Genomic DNA, 18103 nt, shown 5'->3' with positions numbered 1-18103 from the left:
TTAAATGCAAGACATTCACCAACAACGAATTCTAATTCTCGACTTCGGTGCTCAATACACCCAACTGATTGCACGTCGCGTGCGTGAATTGGGGGTGTATTCGGAAATACATCCGTGGGACATCAGTAACCAGGATGTGGAAGCTTTTAAACCCAGCGGCATTATTCTATCGGGTGGTCCGGAAAGTACGATCGGTGACGATGCACCCGTCGCTCCCGAAGTGGTCTATACCCTGGGCGTGCCGGTTTTGGGCATTTGTTATGGCATGCAAACCATGACCACCCAGCTTGGCGGGAAAACCAGTACCTCGGCGCATAAAGAGTTTGGTTATGCCGAAGTGCGTTCCAAAGAGCACGGGCAATTGTTCCAGGGCCTGGGCGATCGCATGGATGAAGACGGTACACGAATTTTTGATGTGTGGATGAGTCATGGTGATCGGGTCGAGTCATTACCGGAAGGCTTTGTGGCAATCGGAAGTTCCGACAATGCACCTTTTGCGGCTATGGAAGATCGGGCTCGCGGTTTTTACGGGGTGCAATTTCATCCGGAAGTCACGCATACCTCACAGGGTCATGAAATCTTGTTCCGTTTTGTACGCGAGTTTTGCGGTTGCGAGGGCTTGTGGAACCCGGAAAATATTATTGAAGACAGCATCGAACGCATCCGTAAACAGGTCGGGTCCGATCAGGTACTTTTAGGCTTGTCGGGTGGGGTTGATTCATCCGTGGTCGCGGCTTTATTGAATAAAGCCATTGGTGACCAGCTAACCTGTGTATTTGTGGACCACGGCTTGCTTAGGCTCAAGGAAGGCGACCAGGTCATGCAAACCTTCGCCGAGAACATGGGCGTCAAAGTCATTCGCGTGGATGCGGAAAAACGTTTTCTGGACGCCTTAAAAGGCGAAACCGATCCGGAGAAGAAGCGCAAGATCATTGGCCATCAGTTCATCGAGGTGTTTGATGAAGAGGCCTCCAAATTGCAGGGTATTAAATGGTTGGCACAAGGTACCATCTATCCGGACGTGATCGAGTCGGCCGGATCGAAAACCGGAAAAGCGCATGTGATCAAGTCACACCATAATGTTGGCGGATTGCCGGATGACATGAGTTTTGAATTGATCGAACCTTTGAGAGAGTTGTTTAAAGACGAAGTGCGCAAGATCGGTTTTACTCTCGGATTGCCCGAAAAAATGATCCAGCGCCATCCCTTCCCGGGACCCGGACTCGGGGTGCGTATCCTGGGCGAAGTGAAAAAAGAGTACGCCGACTTGTTGCGCCGTGCCGACGACATTTTTATCAAAGAGCTATGGAATCACGAGTTGTATCACAAGACCAGTCAGGCCTTTGCCGTATTCCTGCCGGTTAAATCCGTCGGGGTTATGGGCGATGGGCGTAAATACGATTATGTGGTCGCACTCAGGGCCGTTGAAACCATAGATTTCATGACCGCCCAATGGGCACACCTGCCGTATGATTTTCTGGATCATGTTTCACGTCGAATCATTAACGAAGTCGATGGCATATCCCGGGTTGTTTATGATATTTCCGGGAAACCGCCGGCGACTATTGAGTGGGAATAACTCTCGCTCGTTATTTTGTTTCATTACTGCGTTATAACTCGTGCTCACTCAGTCACTTACCTAAGTAAGCTCCTTCACTGCGCTCGATTTATGCCTTGTACTGAATCAAAATTCCTACGCGACAGGATTAAATTTTATGTTTGATGAAAATTCTCACGAACATTTCATGCGTCGCTGCATCGAGCTTGCTGCTCAAGCCGAAGCGGAGGGTGAGGTGCCGGTGGGTGCAGTGCTTGTGCATCAAGGGGAAGTCATCGCAGAAGGCTATAATCGACCGATCTCGTCGCATGATCCATCTGCGCATGCCGAAATGATCGCTTTACGTGAAGCGGCGAAAAATTTTCAGAATTATCGACTTGCCGATGTCACACTCTACGTTACTTTAGAACCGTGTTCGATGTGTGCCGGGGCGATGGTGCATGCACGGGTCGCTAAGTTGGTTTACGGAACCAAAGATCCGAGGACTGGTGCGGCGGGTAGTGTGTTCGACTTATTAAATGGTGAGTTTTTGAATCATCGGGTTGAATGCATTGAAGGTGTTTTGCAGGAAGAATGCAGTCAGCAACTTAAAACTTTCTTTCAACAAAAGCGACTCATAAAAACTTGAGTTTAGAACTTCGCATTGATGACTATGCATCCATCCAGTCTGCACTGGAATTGCTGGGAGTGGGTTTCCCGGAAGCCTATTTCACGTCAAGATCAATCGTTCAACCACCCGAGCCCTTGTGGGCAGTGTATTCCACTTTCGGTAAAGTAAAAATTGCTCCAGCAGAATGGGGCATGCTGCCGAACTGGGATAAAAAGCAACGAATTACTCGTCCATTAACCATCGCTAGAACTGAAACGATTCATGAACGGGTTTCATTTAAATCACTGATACGTCGCTATCGGGCAATCATTGCGGTTAATGGATTTACCATTAGAACGACTAAGCATGGCATGACACATGGTACGACATTACAACACCGGAATAATGAAGCATTTCTATTAGGGGCACTGTATCAGTTCAATGTGGATGGCAATATGCAAGTTGCTTTATTGACAAAATCACAAAGGCTTACAAATATCAAAAAAACCATCCGACTGCCTTTATTCATCGAACAAAAGCAGTGCAGAACCTGGCTGAAATGCGTAAAAATAAATACCATAGATTCCCTGATGCAGGATTGCGATACACATCAATTACGGTTTTTGCAGCAATAAAAACCCTTCATTGAGCAGCTCGGCGATCAATTCCAGGTCAACGTTTTGCAGTTTGGACACATCGTTATGACAACTAAACAGCGCGCTCTCCAGATTGGTCGAATAATCTATGCCATTTACGTATAAAGTTGTATTTTCGTTTTGTTGCAAATAGGCAAAACGCGCAGAAGGATGTTTGGATAGGTGCAAGCGGTCTGCATCAATAAGTTCCTTGATCTCTTCTACGCTGTAATTTTTGAATGAGAATAGATCCGGGTCACGCACTTCGGTCACCTGGCGTGAAAACTCTTTTTCCAGATTTTGTATCAATGCGTTTTTATCAATGTGCTGCCAAATGCTGTCCAATTCTTGGGATACAGAAGCACTAATTAAATAAGGGTCTTGGTTTGGCGTTAAGTCTCGATCGCGATAGCGTTGATCTTGCTTGAATTGTTCGGCGAGATTCTCCAGCGCACCAATGACCAGTTCCCGATAAGACGGCGCCCTGAATCCAATCGATGCAGTGATGCAATCATCACTCATGGCGGTACCCCAGTGCGCCAAACCGGCCGGAATATACAACAAGTCGCCCTGCTTGAGAATGTGTGTGTCTTGGGTATTGAAATTTTCGAGTAATTTAAGATCCGTATGTTCTCTCAATGTTGACCTTGAATTGCATGCTTGTCCGATCTTCCATTCGCGCGTGCCCGATAATTGCACCAGAAACACATCGTAGTAGTCAAAATGTGGCCCGACACCACCCCCGGTATTTGCGGCACTGACCATCACATCATCCAGTCGCCACTTGGGTATGAAGTCAAACGCGTCGCGTAGATCTTGCATTTCGGGAATATATTCATCCACCGCTTGAACCAGTAATGTCCATAGCGTGGCAGGTAAATTTGTTAAAGCTTGCTCATTAAAAGGACCGTAGTCGCAGGTCCAATTTGATTGCGCGGAATCCGTTAAGATCAGCCTGGATTGCATGTTTTCATCACAAGCCAGTCCGGCCAGCTCATCGGCTGTGATCAAATCTCGGTTTAGAGTGAAAGCATTTTTTACGACAAGGTGTTGTTTTTGCCAATAATCGGTCAGAAATTCACCCGGATTAAAATGTGAGTTTATTTGCATCAATCAAAGACCTTCGAGCTGCACAAATCTACGGAAATTGCGTAACCATGACACAAATTGTTACATTTTTTGCATTCGCAATAATTACATAAATGATTGTTTTTATTATTAAAAATGATTTCATGTCCTGCAAGTCAAAGGTCGGGCTTTAGAATTGTGTTAAATTTAGGCCACTGACAAACTTGCTCAGTAAAGATAAACTTACACTAAATATTATAGTTCGAACTTAGGCGCATTAGTTTACCGATTTTGTATTGCGTAAATACAGGCAATTATTAATGGAGAACGGGAATGGATGAAGTAGATAACACGGAAACGGAGGGTTCCGATTCAAAAAACAAAGAAGAGTATATTAAAGATAAAATACTCCTGGTGGGATCGGGCAAGCATCGCGACAAGCTTGCCGAGGTGCTTGAGAAGAATAATTGGCAATTTGATGTCTGTAGTACGGACACAGAATTTACCGGCTTTATTGAAAAAAACCACTATCCTGTGGTGATTACCATTTTTACTGAAGATGACAGTTTGCTGAGAAGTATCGAGCATCATGCATTGTCTAATTTCACCACCAAATGGATTGCCGTTGTTCCTGATGAGGAATGGTTGCAACGACATCTGAACATGCGCTTCAGCCAGCTATTCTATGATTATCATCGTTTGCCAATTCAGGAAAGTCGCTTTCTTGATACCGTTGGGCATGCTTATGGCATGGCCAAATTGTCACAGGTTGAACTCGAGAATACCTCACAACACCAGATCCTGATCTCGGATTCCAGTGTGGATGAGATCATTGGCCACAGTGATGTTATGCGCGAAATGCGTCGTATGATCAAGGTTATCGCAGAAGAAAGTTTGACCGTTCTGGTGATGGGTGAAAGTGGAACAGGCAAGGAACTCATTGCGCGCAACATACATTTGCAATCGGCGCGTCACCAGCACCCCTTTATTGCTATCAACTGTGCATCATTACCAGAGTCTCTGATCCACTCCGAGTTATTCGGTAATGAAAAAGGCGCGTTTACCGGTGCAGACAAGCGTTCGATTGGCAAGATCGAAGCGGCAGATCTGGGTACTTTATTCCTGGACGAGATTGGTGACATGCCCATGAATATCCAAGTAAGCCTTTTACGTTTTCTTGAAACCCGCAGAATACAGCGTCTGGGCGGGGTAACAGAGATCGATGTGGATTGTCGCATCATACTCGCGACCAATGTTAACCTGGAGCAGTCTGTTGCGGAGGGTCGCTTTCGCGAAGATCTTTATCATCGCATTAATGTTATTCCGGTGAATGTCCCCGCTTTGCGAGATCATCGAGCCGATATTCCTGATCTGGCCGAAGCATTTTTGGCACGCTTTAATCGCGGTAAAACCAAAAAATACTTTTCCAATGAGTGCATGCGCGCCATGCAATCCTATGACTGGCCGGGCAATGTACGTGAGTTGATGAACAAAATTCGACGCGCGATCGTGGTCTCTAGTGACAAAGCGATTACAGCTGATGATATCGGGTTGGATGGAGCACTCAAAGCCAATATCATTGATCTGAATACCGCACGCCAGGTGGCCGAGAAAAAAGCCATTTTGGAAGCGCTGGAGACCTGTGGCAATAACCACACCTTGGCAGCAGAGTCCCTCGGAATATCCAGAACCAGTCTGTATCGTTTATTGGGAAAATTTGACGATAGTCAGCATTGATCTTTACGCAATCAAATTAATATCGGGAGCATTGGCTCCCGTTTTTTTTTGCACCAAGATTTAGACACCACTATTAGGTTAAACTCTAACTATGATCTGGTCGGTGTACATAATTCGATGCGCGAATAATTCTTTGTATTGCGGTATTACTAATGACGTAAACAGACGTTTTTCAGAGCATCAGGCCATGGGGAAAAAAACCGCCAAAGCATTACGCGGCAAAGGTCCGCTTGAACTGATCTTGCACAGTGCGATCGGTGACCGTTCCGAGGCTTTAAAAAGGGAAGCCTGGTTTAAAAGTCTGAGTAAGATTGAAAAAGAAAACATCGTAGAAACCGGTGTTTTGCCGAACACTATTGACGAAAATGCCTAACGACCCATATACCAGTAAGAGACTCGCAGAATAAAGTACAAATAGGCCAGCATAATGATCCAGAGATACCAGGGCAAGGGGCCTAAATAGGTTGCAAACCAGGGTGCTTCTCCGGATTCAGCTTCGCTGATTGTAGGCGTCGGAGTAGTTGGTACCGGCGTAGCAGGAATAAATTCCGCACTGACCAATAGTGGTTGAGCCGAGGAAAAATCACCTTGTTCGCCATTCGCGTTCACAGCACGCACACGCCAAAAATATTGTTGCTCATTCAAACTGGGAAATTCTATTTCAGGATCTTTCAAATTATTGTAAAACAACATTACCGATTCACAAGCGCTATCGCTGCATAATTCAAAGCTGTAAGAATTGGCATCGTCGATTGAGTCCCAGGCCAGTTTGATCTCTTGCGGTGGAGTTTCAACCGGGTTGTCCACACTGATTGTGGGTGAAGGGAGTGTTTGTGAAACCGGTGTATCTTCTGCAGTTAGATCTGTATCTAATGCGTTTTCAATGGTTTCAGCAACGGCTTCCACACTCGCGTCAACAGGCTGGGCGATATTTACGGCTTCATCTTGAGCAATCATTGCGAGGCTAGTCAACAGCATCGCGAAAATGATCAGTCCTGATAATGAGGTTTTAATTTGTGATTTGGTGTTATGTGTACTTGAATGCAGCATCTATTTGCCCTGGATATGTGCTTAGCCCAAATTATAGTCTCAAAAAATGACTGGTATATCAAGCGCTTATTCGCTCTACGGCCAAGCAAGACTGCAATTGCAATAGCACTGTCAAGCCCGGCACGACCGTAAATATCAGATCGGTGTTCAATACACATCTAGATGACCTCATCGTTTATCAGGTTTTCGGACAAGTCTTTATTGTTCTCATCCGGAGCATCCTCCTGTGGAACGGTAACTTCCTCATCGCTTTGCTGGTCCTGTGTTTCGGGGGAATCGCTTTCTGCTTGTGGATCCGCTGTGACTTCATTTTCACGCGTTAACCAACGTAACAGGTCATAATAATCACGAATGTTTTCCACGTATTTAACCGGCTCGGAACCGCGTGCCTTGCCACGTTTCACGGTGCTGTAATATTTTTTTTCGGACAATAAAGGTAAATGTTCGCGTACATCACTCCAAAGGTCAGGATTATTTCCGGCACGCTCGGTAAGTATTCGCGCATCCTCGAGATGGCCAAATCCTACGTTATACCCGGCAAGGGCAAACCACAGGCGATCCGGGTATTTGATACGTTTCGGAATTTTATCCATAACTTTGAGTAAATATCGCGTGCCACCATCGATACTTTGTGCCGGGTCACGCCGATCAGCGATTCCCATTTCTGCAGCAGTGTGTTTTGTCAACATCATTAATCCACGCACCCCGGTAGGAGATATCGCATTTCTACGCCAATGCGATTCCTGATAAGAGATTGCCGCCAGTAGTTTCCAATCCAGGCCGTAGTTTTGTTCGGCTTGTTTAAACAGCCCGATATAGTCTTGCAAGCGAGTATCAATATCACGCGTAAAACTGGTGACTTCCACATAATCGAAACTTTTTATGTAACCAAAGTGATATTCCTTCAGTTGGTCGAGGTCACCCGAGGTCTCCAGTAAATTAAAAAACTCTGCAACTTTTAACTGCAGTTGTGGAGAATTCTCCGGTAAGGCCCAGGCAAGTTCCTGAGGTTCAGTTAGATCAAACAAAGGGATTAATTTAGGAAAATAGCGTTGCGTCACGGCAAACTCCACCGAGTCTACAATGGTCAGATCGAATTCTCTGGCTTCAAGCAGGCGCATCAAGTCAAGTGAGCTTTGAGCGATCTTTTCATCCCAACTTAAATACGGAAAATTGGCTTTTAACTGGATCAGTCGTTCCTGATGACTACTGTCCTTTAACACGGCAATATTAAAGTTGGGTAATTCGCTCAGATCTTTGGGTCGACGGCTTTGTTGACGTCCCAGTAAAATTTGGGTGACTTCCTGATAAGCCGGTCCAAAGTTCACGTTCAACTTACGCGCCTCGGTCACACTTAAACCAGCCGCGGCTATATGCGCCCGACCATTTTCAACATCGGCCAAGGCCTGAGAGACTGAGGCCGGATATATTTTCAGCTCAACGCCAAGAAAATCGGCAAATCCCTGGGCCAGATCATACTCAAACCCGTTGGCTTCGCCATTTTCAATAAAATACGTCGACGGGTTCTCGCGCGTGACAACGCGCAATTCTCCGGTTTCGATAATTTCTTGGTACGGACTAACCCCGGGTGAACAGGTAACCAGAAGCAGGGACAATATCACCAGAATAGCGAGTACACTCAGCCACTTGAGGTTTTCCGGATTGCGTGCCCAATTTATTGTCATTTGTAGGGAATGTAGCACATGCGACTGAGGCCTGCAGGAGGCATCTGCATCGGGTAAAATACCCACTCTTTTTTGTGCCTTTTGTCGAAAATATGAACACCAAAACCCAGTCATTATTCAAAGTGATCTTCATGAACCAGGGCCAGGTTTACGAGATCTACGCGCGTGAGATCAGTGAAGGCGGCTTGTTCGGATTTTTGGAAGTTGAAGAAATGGTTTTTGGCGAAAAAACCACCCTGGTGGTCGACCCGTCAGAAGAAAAACTCAAAAGTGAATTTGCCGGTGTCACGCGTAGTTACATTCCCTTGCATCACATAATACGAATTGATGAAGTTGAAAAAAAAGGCGTAAGTAAAATATCCAAAGTAGATGGTGACAATGTTACGCGTTTCCCGTCACCAATTTACACCCCGACCAGCAGTCAAAGCTGAATTGATTTTTAAATTACCAACAAACTAGGGTAAGCATGCTAACTTTACATGGCACCGCGGCGCATTCGTCTTTTCGTTTAAAAAAAATACTTACCCAATTACAAGATCAATTACCGTCGATCAGTTCGATCCAGTCGCAGTTTGTACACATTGCCGAGCTCAATGCCGAACTGGATTCTAAAGAGCACGACATACTTGTGGCTCTATTAAGCTACGGTGAAACCGGCTCAAAACAATCACTGAAACCTAACGTGTGGGTCTTTCCGCGTTTGGGCACCATTTCACCCTGGTCATCCAAAGCAAGCGATATTGTGCACAATGCAGGCCTGGAAAAGGTCAAACGCGTGGAACGCGGCATTGCCTTCGAAATTTCCGCTGCAAAGGATTTGAACGAATCTGAACTGCTTAGCATATCCAATATATTGCGCGATCGAATGATCGAAATGCTGGTGTTTGATCTGGCCGATGCCAAACAGCTTTTTTCAAGTGCCGAAGCAAAGCCTTTAGTGCGCATCGATATTTTGCAACATGGCAAACAAGCCTTGCAAACCGCCAATGCCGAATTGGGTTTGGCTTTGTCCGAGGACGAAGTGGACTATTTATTCGAAAATTTTTCCAAGTCGGGCCGTAATCCAAGCGATGCCGAATTGATGATGTTTGCACAGGCCAACTCGGAGCACTGCCGCCACAAGATCTTTAACGCCGACTGGGTCATTGACGGTGTTGAGCAGCCAAAATCGCTGTTTTCCATGATTCGTAATACCCATGAACATTATTCTGAAGGCGTGCTGTCTGCCTATTCGGATAATGCGGCCGTCATTGCCGGGGCTGAGACCAGACGTTTTTATGCCGAGCAAGTTGCCGGTGATTATGCCTGGCATACGGAACCCGCGCACATCATGATCAAGGTAGAAACGCATAATCATCCAACCGCTATCTCACCTTATCCCGGCGCATCAACCGGTAATGGTGGTGAAATACGCGATGAAGCGGCCACTGGTCTGGGGGCGAAAACCAAAGCCGGACTGTGTGGATTTTCAGTGTCCAATTTACATTTGCCCGATGCCTCCAAACCCTGGGAAGGTGAGCTACACAAACCCGATCGTATTGCTTCGGCACTCGATATTATGCTGGAAGGGCCGATTGGGGGTGCCGCATTCAATAACGAATTCGGCCGCCCGAATCTAACCGGTTATTTCCGTAGTTACGAACAAACGGCAGCAAAACCCGGGTCTGACTCATCCATGCGTCGTGGTTATCACAAGCCGATCATGATCGCCGGCGGCATGGGAAACATCAAAGCGGAACACGCTGTCAAACCCGATGTACATCCAGGGCTTAAGCTGGTTGTGCTCGGTGGGCCGGCGATGTTGATCGGTCTGGGTGGCGGTGCAGCCTCGTCGGTCTCATCGGGGACGTCTTCCGAAGATCTGGACTTTGCCTCGGTGCAACGCGGCAATCCCGAAATGCAACGACGCGCTCAGGAAGTTATCGACCGTTGTTGGCAAATGGGCGAGAACAACCCGATCGCACTGATCCATGATGTGGGCGCGGGAGGAATTTCCAATGCCTTGCCGGAACTCATTGATCACTCCAAACATGGCGGCGTGATCGAACTGCGGAATGTGCTGAATGACGAACCGGGCATGTCGCCGATGGAGATCTGGTGTAACGAAGCCCAGGAGCGTTTTGTGTTGTGCATCACTCCCGAACGAATTGACGAATTCAAAGCGATCTGTGAACGCGAACGCGCTTTATATTGTGTGGTCGGTGAATTAACTGAAGCAAAGCAACTCATCATCAGCGATGAAAAATTTGGTAATAATCCGGTCGATATGCCGATGGAAGTGTTGCTCGGCAAAGCACCGAAAATGTTGCGCGATGTTGAGTCACGCTCGCTTACCGGGGATGATTTTGATACCAGCTCACTGGACCTTCAAGACGCCGTTTCACGCGTTCTGCGTCACCCGACTGTGGGCGATAAAACTTTTCTGGTGACCATAGGTGACCGGGCGGTAATGGGGCATACCGCGCGCGACCAAATGGTCGGGCCCTGGCAAGTTCCGGTGGCCGATGTGGCGGTAACGACCGGTTCCTTGTCAGGCTTTACCGGTGAAGCCATGGCCATGGGTGAACGCGCCCCGGTCGCCAGTTTGAACGCACCGGCATCAGGGCGCTTGGCGATCGGAGAGTGTTTGCTCAATATGGCTGCCTCCAATATTGGCGACATCGGAAATATTAAACTGTCGGCCAACTGGATGGCGGCCTGCGGGTACGACGGTGAAGACGCGGCTTTGTATGCCACAGTCAAAGCGGTTGGCGAAGAGCTCTGTCCAGACTTGGGGATTGCGGTTCCGGTGGGTAAGGATTCCTTGTCCATGCGCACCAAGTGGAATGAGGGCGAGAATGAACACGAAGTGGTTGCGCCATTGTCATTAATAATTTCCGGTTTTTCGCCAGTTAAAGACGCGCGCAAAACCTTAACCCCGTTATTGGATTTGGAAACGCAATCCGTATTGATATTACTGGATCTTGGAGCTGGTAAAGATCGCCTGGGCGGTTCCATCCTGACCCAGGTATATCAACAAACCGGATCTGAAACACCGGATGTGGATGATGCCGAGATCCTGAAATCGGCATTCCAGTTGATTCAAAGTCTCAATCAGAATGATTTATTGCTGGCCTATCATGATCGTTCCGATGGCGGTCTTTTTGCAACTCTGACAGAAATGGCGTTTGCGAGTCGTTGTGGTCTGGATATTAATTTGGATCAATTAAATACCGATAACGTATCCGCACTGTTCAGTGAAGAACTGGGCGCTGTGTTACAAGTCAGTCAAAACGATCTGGCAGCGGTTACCAAGATAATTGCACAGTATGGTTTGAGTGAATTCTGTGTCGAGATCGGTCGGCCGCTCAAGTCGAACCACATCGACTTCAAACGAAATGATAATTCAGTTTTTTCTGCCGCACGCGAGGAACTGCATCGTTTATGGTCGGAAACGTCTTACCACATGCAAAGTCTGCGAGACAATCCGCATTGTGCCCAGGAAGAGTATGACCGTATCCTGGATTTGAATGATCCAGGCGTTCAGCCCAAATTGACTTTTGAAGTGGCAGAAGATATTGCTGCGCCGTTTTTGAATATGAACAGTCGTCCTAAAGTTGCCGTGATCCGTGAGCAAGGCGTAAACAGTCATGTGGAAATGGCCGCCGCGTTCGATCTGGCCGGCTTTGAGACTTACGATGTGCACATGACTGACATTTTGCAAGGACGCCACAAATTGTCTGAATTCAAAGGTCTGGTTGCTTGTGGCGGTTTTTCTTATGGTGATGTACTGGGTGCCGGTGAAGGATGGGCAAAAACGATTTTGTTCAACCACAAGGCGCGTGATGAATTCAGTCAGTTCTTCGAAAGGACAGACAGTTTCTCACTCGGAGTGTGTAACGGTTGCCAGATGATGTCCACACTTAAAGACATTATTCCAGGTGCCGAGCACTGGCCGAAGTTTTTACGCAATCGTTCCGAGCAATACGAAGCACGTTTTTCCAATGTTCGGATTGAAGAGTCTCCGTCCATTCTGCTGCAAGGCATGGCCGGGTCAGTTGTGCCAGTGGTCACTTCGCATGGGGAAGGTCGCGCCGGATTTGTCGATGCTGCTCACCTGGCATCGGCCTCTGAGATTATTTCCATGCGTTATGTGGATAATCGTCATCAACTTAACGATGCCTATCCGCATAATCCCAACGGTTCTCCTGAAGGCATTACTTCATTGACAAGCTTGGATGGTCGCGTCACCATCATGATGCCGCATCCGGAGCGCGTGTTCCGTACCATCCAGATGTCGTATGTGTCCAAGCAGCACGAACAGGAATGGGGTGAGTTCAGTCCGTGGATGCGGATATTTCGAAATGCCAGGGTTTGGGTAGACTAGTAAGAATTTTTCACATCCTGAGTTTATTTCAGGATGGCTACAAAAGCAGACATTGATTATTAACTTACTTTCCAGCGGCTTGAGCGCCGGAACCCTTAAAAATGTAGATACCGTGGTCAAGCCGCGGTAAAGTATGTTTTTAAATTAAACGAATAAACGTCAAAACATGACTTTTCAATCCCAAATACTCCAGGGCATCCCTACCGAACTTCCTCCGAAAAGAGAATATACATCAAGCGTGAACCACGCACCCAAGCGCAAAGACATTCTTACTCTCGAAGAAAAAAAGCTCGCCATTCGTAATGCCCTGCGTTATTTCCCACAAGACTGGCATCAAGAACTTGCTCTCGAGTTTACGCATGAATTGAAAAACTACGGTCGCATATACATGTACCGGTTTAAACCGCAATACAAGATGTATGCACGTCCAATAGATCAATATCCCGCCAAATGCCAACAGGCTGCTGCGATCATGTTAATGATCCAGAACAATCTGGATCCGGCCGTGGCCCAACACCCGGAAGAATTGATTACTTATGGCGGAAACGGTGCGGTATTCCAGAACTGGGCACAGTATCTGCTCAGCATGCAGTATCTGGCCAGCATGACCAGCAAACAGACTTTGCACATGTATTCCGGTCATCCGATGGGACTGTTTCCGTCCTCAAAGAATGCTCCGCGTGTGGTCGTGACCAATGGCATGATGATACCGAACTATTCCAGTCCGGACGATTGGGAAAAATATAATGCTTTGGGGGTTACCCAATACGGGCAAATGACCGCCGGTTCCTACATGTACATCGGGCCACAAGGCATTGTGCACGGCACGACCATTACCGTGATGAATGCGTTTCGTAAAATATTAAATAAAGACGATACCTCTGCCGGAAAAATATTCTTAACCTCGGGTCTCGGTGGCATGAGCGGGGCACAACCCAAAGCCGGGAATATTGCCGGATGTATTACGGTATGTGCTGAAATTAACCCGGACGCTGCAAAAAAACGTCATGCCCAGGGCTGGGTCGATGTGCTCATTGATGATATGGATGACTTGATCCTTCGTGTAAAACAGGCCCAAGACAATAAAGAAGTGGTTTCCATTGCCTACATCGGAAACATCGTGGACGTCTGGGAAGACTTTGATCGTGAAAATATATTCGTGCACGTTGGTTCAGATCAAACTTCATTGCACAACCCCTGGTCGGGGGGATATTATCCGGTGGATGTGACTTATGCGGAATCGAATCGATTGATCCGTGAACAGCCGGAAGAGTTTAAACAAAAAGTCCAGGAATCCTTACGCCGTCAGGCAAATGCCATCAACAGGCATGCGGCGAAAGGCACCTACTTTTTCGATTACGGCAATGCCTTTTTACTTGAGGCCTCACGCGCCGGTGGGGATGTGATGGCCGACAATAATATCGATTTTAAATACTCGTCTTATGTGCAAGATATTCTGGGTCCGATGTGTTTTGATTACGGTTTTGGCCCTTTCCGCTGGGTGTGTACGTCGGGAAAACCGCAAGATCTGGATAAGACGGATGACATCGCCATGCAGGTACTTAAAGAGATCATGCAAGACGCGCCACCCGAGATCCAGTTACAAATGCAAGACAATATTAGCTGGATCGCGGATGCGAAAAAGAACAAACTGGTTGTTGGGTCACAGGCGAGAATACTTTATGCAGATGCAGAAGGGCGTATCAAGATCGCCAAAGCCTTTAATGACGCCGTTAAAGCTGGCGAGATCGGTCCAGTGGTTCTCGGACGCGATCATCACGATGTGAGTGGAACCGATTCACCGTTTCGCGAGACCTCCAATATTTATGATGGCAGTCAATTCACCGCCGATATGGCCATCCATAATGCCATCGGTGACAGTTTCCGGGGTGCGACCTGGGTGTCTATCCACAACGGCGGCGGTGTAGGCTGGGGTGAAGTGATAAATGGCGGCTTCGGGATGTTACTGGATGGCAGCAAAAAAGCCGCTAAACGCCTCAAGGCTATGTTGTTTTACGATGTCAATAATGGCATTGCCAGGCGTAGCTGGGCAAGAAATAAAGAAGCGATGTTTGCCCTGAATAGAGAAATGGCACGGACACCTGAGTTAAAAGTAACGGTCCCCAATTTAGTCGATGAAGACGTGTTTGAAATAGTTGATCTTTAATTTAGCCCTTGTTTGGCTAAATACTCTTCGTAAGTTCCGTGATAATCATTGATGCCGGTTGGGGTCAGTTCTATTATTCGCGTCGCGATCGAGGAGACAAATTCTCGGTCATGGCTGATGAAGAGCAGGGTGCCCTCGTAATTTTCCAAGGCCAGGTTCAAGGACTCGATCGATTCCATGTCGAGGTGATTGGTTGGTTCATCGAGTAACAGGATATTAGGGGTTTGCAGCATTAATTTACCAAAGATCATGCGGCCTTGTTCACCACCCGAAAGTACTTTCACATTTTTACTGATATCGTCTTGTGAAAACAGCAGTCTACCCAATACCGATCGGATACTTTGTTCATCGTCTTCAGGTTTTCCAAATGCGTCCATCCAGTCAAATACAATTTTGTTGTGTTCAAATTCATGCGCATGGTCCTGGGCGTAGTAACCGATATTGGCATTCTCGGACCATTTGATCTCGCCCGAATTGGCATCCAGGTCACCAAACAAACAGCGCATCAGGGTGGTTTTACCAATGCCATTCTCTCCGATGATCGCAACCCGTTCTCCGACTTCGATGGATAAGTCGAGATTCTTAAACAGGTTTTCTTCAAAACTTTTTGCCAGGCCTTCAACTTCCAAAGCCATGCGATAGAGTTTTTTCTCTTGCTCAAAGCGGATATAGGGATTTCTTCGGCTCGACGGTTTGATATCGGCCAGTTTGATTTTGTCGATCTGTTTGGCGCGTGAGGTGGCTTGTTTGGATTTGGAGGCATTGGCCGAAAAGCGACTCACAAAGGCCTTGAGCTCGGCAATTTGGGCTTTCTTTTTCGCGTTATCGGCCTGCATTTGCTCACGCGCCTGAGTGGAGGCAGTCATGTACTCATCATAGTTCCCAGGATATAAGCTGATCGAGCCATAATCCAGATCAGCCATGTGAGTGCACACACTGTTTAGAAAGTGACGGTCATGCGAAATAATGACCATGGTGCAACTACGCTCTTTCAAAACACCTTCTAGCCAACGAATGGCATTGATATCCAGGTTGTTGGTCGGTTCATCCAGCAACATGATGTCAGGCTCGGAAAATAGAACTTGAGTCAACAGTACACGCAATTTCCAGCCTGGGGCCACTTCACTCATCGGGCCAAAATGTTGCTCTTCAGGTATGCCTACGGCTAGTAGTAATTCGCCTGCGCGGGCTTCAGCTGTGTAGCCGTCCATTTCTGCAAACTGGGTTTCCAGATCGGCCGCTCGCATGCCATCTGCTTCGGTCATGTTCGGGTTGTCATAGATCGCATCGCGTTCTGATTTCACTGCCCAGAGTTCGTTGTGCCCCATAATGACCGTATCCAGAACACTGTATTCTTCATAGGCAAACTGGTCCTGTTTCAAAGTGGCTATTCGTTCATGTGGGTCTTTGGATACATTGCCGGAAGTGGGTTCCAACTCACCACCGAGAATTTTCATGAAGGTCGATTTCCCACAACCATTCGCGCCGATCAGTCCATAGCGATTGCCGGTGCCAAATTTGACCGAAACATTTTCAAACAGGGGTTTTTCACCAAATTGCATGGTGATATTGGAAGTTGTTAACACGATTAAGCCTTAATTGAGCGATTGCGACAGTTTGAGGGTGCGCACTATGCCACAATTTGACTCTAAAAACACATATTTATAGCTTTATTTAAGCTGTTAAAGCTCTTTTTCCAAAAATTCAGCCACACCCGCTATCGGATCCAGCTCATAAGCCTTAAAACCAAATTTTTGATATGACTTCTTGGCAGGAATGTTTTTACCCAGCACTTCCAGGGTCAGTTTGCAGCAATCACGCTCTCTGGCAACTTCTTCAACTTTCTCCAACATACGGGTACTGAGTCCCATGCCGCGAAATTCTTTGACCACAGCCAGGTCATGAATGTTGATCAGGGGTTTGCATTTGAATGTTGAGAAACTTTGCAAACAGTTGGTTAAGGCAGCGGGTTTGCCATCGACATAAGCGAGCACGCTGAATGCGCCGGCTTGTTTGGCGAGTTCGCTGGCGACTTTTTCCTGGATGCCAGTATCCAGTGGTTTGCCCGCACCCATAGGGTCCTTGGCGTATTCATTCAATAAAAACCCCACATCTTTGGCGTGTTGTGGATTGGAGTAGTCGGCAACCAGTATGTCTATTGTCATTGGGTATCCAGTAGATAATCAAGCAAGGCCGTGTGGTCGTGTTTGTTGGCGTTAATCAGATGTTGTCTGGCGAGACCGGTATCCTGTGCGGACTTATCCTGCGACAATTTATAACGGCCGATCATCTCATCAATTTCAATTTCAAATCCGGTCACATAGGGAACCAGGGCTTTCAACTTTTCGTCACCTTTAGCAAGTTGATAATTACTATCTTCTGTTTCAAGAAATTCTGCCATGGCAATTATTGAATCACTGACTTTATCGAAGTCGTGAATGGTTGTCACAGTTCCGCTTGCGTGCACACTGATATAATTCCAGGTGGGTAATTCACTTACAGCATATGTGGTTGGTGAAATGTAGGCATTTGGCCCATTGAACACAAGCGAGACTTTTCTGTTATCGAGAAGTTTGCCATGTGGGTTGTTTTTATCTATGTGCCCCAGAAGGGTTTTCGATCCCCGGTCAAGAACAAGAGGAATTTGGGTGGTTTGTATTTCATCGTTGCTGCTGGAGATCAGGATCGCCAAGGGGAAGCGCTCGATCACATGAAAAATCTTTTCCTCATCCGTTTCCAGGTGATATTTGGGCGGATAAACAGTATTCATTGACTTTCAGTAAGGCCATGTTGTTCCAGGTGGTTACGAATTTTCAACATTATTTCCTGGTCCGTATCTGCATCAAATGCTCTGGCATTTTCCCAATCATAGAACCATACGGGTTTGGTTTTTAGTTCGGGGTCTTCATCCGAGAATCGCGGGAAAATATGGCCATGCAATGCTGGTTCCAGATTACCAAGGATCTCGTAATTGATTCGTATTGCAGCGGTGACATCAAGTAAGGCATCTCCGACCAGACTCATGTCTTGCAAAAATTCGTTACGCTTTTTCAACGACATCGCATTCAGATCCGGTACGACCGGGTCTGGCATTAGCAAACAATAGCCGTGTAAGAACTGCACATCGCCCAGAATTAACCAGCCCGATGGCATACGGGTGATGAGTTGTGGATTGGTTCCGGCTTTACACGCGGCGACTTTTTTATGAATGGCCGTTGACACAATTTTCCCTTTATTTGATAAACCGC

General features: G+C 47.0%; 15 protein-coding genes. 8 read left to right on the top strand and 7 right to left on the bottom strand.

Annotated elements, in window-relative coordinates; genetic code table 11:
- Positions 1-4: 4 nt before the first annotated feature.
- The 3 genes from guaA (at position 5) to HKN88_03410 (ending at position 2782) form a co-directional block, all read left to right on the top strand.
- Positions 5-1579, top strand: a complete 1575-nt coding sequence (gene guaA / locus HKN88_03420) for a glutamine-hydrolyzing GMP synthase (protein ID NNC97103.1) — start codon at positions 5-7, stop codon at positions 1577-1579.
- A 136-nt stretch (positions 1580-1715) separates the two neighbouring features.
- Complete coding sequence (gene tadA / locus HKN88_03415) at positions 1716-2186, top strand: tRNA adenosine(34) deaminase TadA (GenBank protein NNC97102.1); 471 nt, start codon at positions 1716-1718, stop codon at positions 2184-2186.
- Positions 2183-2782, top strand: a complete 600-nt coding sequence (locus HKN88_03410) for a hypothetical protein (GenBank protein NNC97101.1) — start codon at positions 2183-2185, stop codon at positions 2780-2782. Before tadA ends, HKN88_03410 begins: the two co-directional genes overlap by 4 nt.
- Here the strand turns inward: HKN88_03410 and HKN88_03405 are convergent.
- The gene (locus HKN88_03405) at positions 2762-3892 is read right to left on the bottom strand and encodes a cupin domain-containing protein (GenBank protein NNC97100.1); all 1131 of its coding nucleotides are present in this window, start codon (positions 3890-3892) and stop codon (positions 2762-2764) included. The genes HKN88_03410 and HKN88_03405 overlap by 21 nt on opposite strands.
- 291 nt (positions 3893-4183) lie before the next feature.
- Here HKN88_03405 and HKN88_03400 point away from each other — a divergent pair, with 291 nt between their 5' ends.
- Together HKN88_03400 and HKN88_03395 are read left to right on the top strand one after the other, a co-directional pair.
- Entirely contained in the window at positions 4184-5587 is a 1404-nt protein-coding gene (locus tag HKN88_03400; protein ID NNC97099.1) for a sigma-54-dependent Fis family transcriptional regulator, read from the top strand.
- Between the two features lie 91 nt (positions 5588-5678).
- Positions 5679-5960, top strand: coding sequence for a GIY-YIG nuclease family protein (locus HKN88_03395; protein NNC97098.1), 282 nt, complete (start codon positions 5679-5681; stop codon positions 5958-5960).
- Here the strand turns inward: HKN88_03395 and HKN88_03390 are convergent.
- Complete coding sequence (locus HKN88_03390; protein NNC97097.1) at positions 5957-6544, bottom strand: hypothetical protein; 588 nt, start codon at positions 6542-6544, stop codon at positions 5957-5959. The two genes, HKN88_03395 and HKN88_03390, sit on opposite strands and share 4 nt — an antisense overlap.
- Before the next feature lie 251 nt (positions 6545-6795).
- Positions 6796-8322: a membrane-bound lytic murein transglycosylase MltF gene (mltF, locus tag HKN88_03385; protein ID NNC97096.1), complete on the bottom strand. Its 1527-nt coding sequence runs from the start codon at positions 8320-8322 to the stop codon at positions 6796-6798.
- 92 nt (positions 8323-8414) lie between these two features.
- On the opposite strand from mltF, the gene HKN88_03380 reads away from it, so the two are divergent.
- From HKN88_03380 to HKN88_03370, 3 genes are all read left to right on the top strand, one after another.
- Positions 8415-8753 (top strand): DUF1820 family protein, encoded by a 339-nt coding sequence (locus tag HKN88_03380; protein ID NNC97095.1) that lies wholly within the window; start codon positions 8415-8417, stop codon positions 8751-8753.
- A 35-nt stretch (positions 8754-8788) separates the two neighbouring features.
- Entirely contained in the window at positions 8789-12688 is a 3900-nt protein-coding gene (purL, locus tag HKN88_03375; protein ID NNC97094.1) for a phosphoribosylformylglycinamidine synthase, read from the top strand.
- 166 nt (positions 12689-12854) lie between these two features.
- Positions 12855-14855, top strand: a complete 2001-nt coding sequence (locus tag HKN88_03370) for a urocanate hydratase (protein ID NNC97093.1) — start codon at positions 12855-12857, stop codon at positions 14853-14855.
- Here HKN88_03370 and HKN88_03365 read toward each other — a convergent pair.
- From HKN88_03365 to HKN88_03350, 4 genes are all read right to left on the bottom strand, one after another.
- Entirely contained in the window at positions 14852-16441 is a 1590-nt protein-coding gene (locus HKN88_03365; protein NNC97092.1) for an ABC-F family ATPase, read from the bottom strand. The two genes, HKN88_03370 and HKN88_03365, sit on opposite strands and share 4 nt — an antisense overlap.
- Positions 16442-16537: 96 nt before the next feature.
- Positions 16538-17020 (bottom strand): GNAT family N-acetyltransferase, encoded by a 483-nt coding sequence (locus tag HKN88_03360; GenBank protein NNC97091.1) that lies wholly within the window; start codon positions 17018-17020, stop codon positions 16538-16540.
- Complete coding sequence (locus HKN88_03355; GenBank protein NNC97090.1) at positions 17017-17625, bottom strand: FMN-binding negative transcriptional regulator; 609 nt, start codon at positions 17623-17625, stop codon at positions 17017-17019. Before HKN88_03355 ends, HKN88_03360 begins: the two co-directional genes overlap by 4 nt.
- Positions 17622-18077: a hypothetical protein gene (locus HKN88_03350; protein NNC97089.1), complete on the bottom strand. Its 456-nt coding sequence runs from the start codon at positions 18075-18077 to the stop codon at positions 17622-17624. The genes HKN88_03355 and HKN88_03350 overlap by 4 nt, the downstream gene beginning before the upstream one ends.
- Positions 18078-18103: the final 26 nt, after the last annotated feature.

The sequence above is a fragment of the Gammaproteobacteria bacterium genome (assembly GCA_013001575.1).
Lineage (GTDB): Bacteria > Pseudomonadota > Gammaproteobacteria > Steroidobacterales > JABDMI01 > JABDMI01.
Note: the sequence above shows the minus strand (reverse complement) of the source record. Positions and strands in the feature narration are given on the sequence as shown.

Bases quoted from the DNA above. Each gene is read 5' to 3' on its own strand.
- mltF (NNC97096.1), bottom strand. From the start codon at position 8,322: ATGACAATAAATTGGGCACGCAATCCGGAAAACCTCAAGTGGCTGAGT.
- HKN88_03400 (NNC97099.1), top strand. From the start codon at position 4,184: ATGGATGAAGTAGATAACACGGAAACGGAGGGTTCCGATTCAAAAAAC.
- HKN88_03355 (NNC97090.1), bottom strand. From the start codon at position 17,625: ATGAATACTGTTTATCCGCCCAAATATCACCTGGAAACGGATGAGGAA.
- HKN88_03370 (NNC97093.1), top strand. From the start codon at position 12,855: ATGACTTTTCAATCCCAAATACTCCAGGGCATCCCTACCGAACTTCCT.
- HKN88_03390 (NNC97097.1), bottom strand. From the start codon at position 6,544: ATGATTGCTCAAGATGAAGCCGTAAATATCGCCCAGCCTGTTGACGCG.
- tadA (NNC97102.1), top strand. From the start codon at position 1,716: ATGTTTGATGAAAATTCTCACGAACATTTCATGCGTCGCTGCATCGAG.
- HKN88_03380 (NNC97095.1), top strand. From the start codon at position 8,415: ATGAACACCAAAACCCAGTCATTATTCAAAGTGATCTTCATGAACCAG.
- purL (NNC97094.1), top strand. From the start codon at position 8,789: ATGCTAACTTTACATGGCACCGCGGCGCATTCGTCTTTTCGTTTAAAA.
- HKN88_03405 (NNC97100.1), bottom strand. From the start codon at position 3,892: ATGCAAATAAACTCACATTTTAATCCGGGTGAATTTCTGACCGATTAT.
- HKN88_03360 (NNC97091.1), bottom strand. From the start codon at position 17,020: ATGACAATAGACATACTGGTTGCCGACTACTCCAATCCACAACACGCC.
- guaA (NNC97103.1), top strand. From the start codon at position 5: ATGCAAGACATTCACCAACAACGAATTCTAATTCTCGACTTCGGTGCT.
- HKN88_03395 (NNC97098.1), top strand. From the start codon at position 5,679: ATGATCTGGTCGGTGTACATAATTCGATGCGCGAATAATTCTTTGTAT.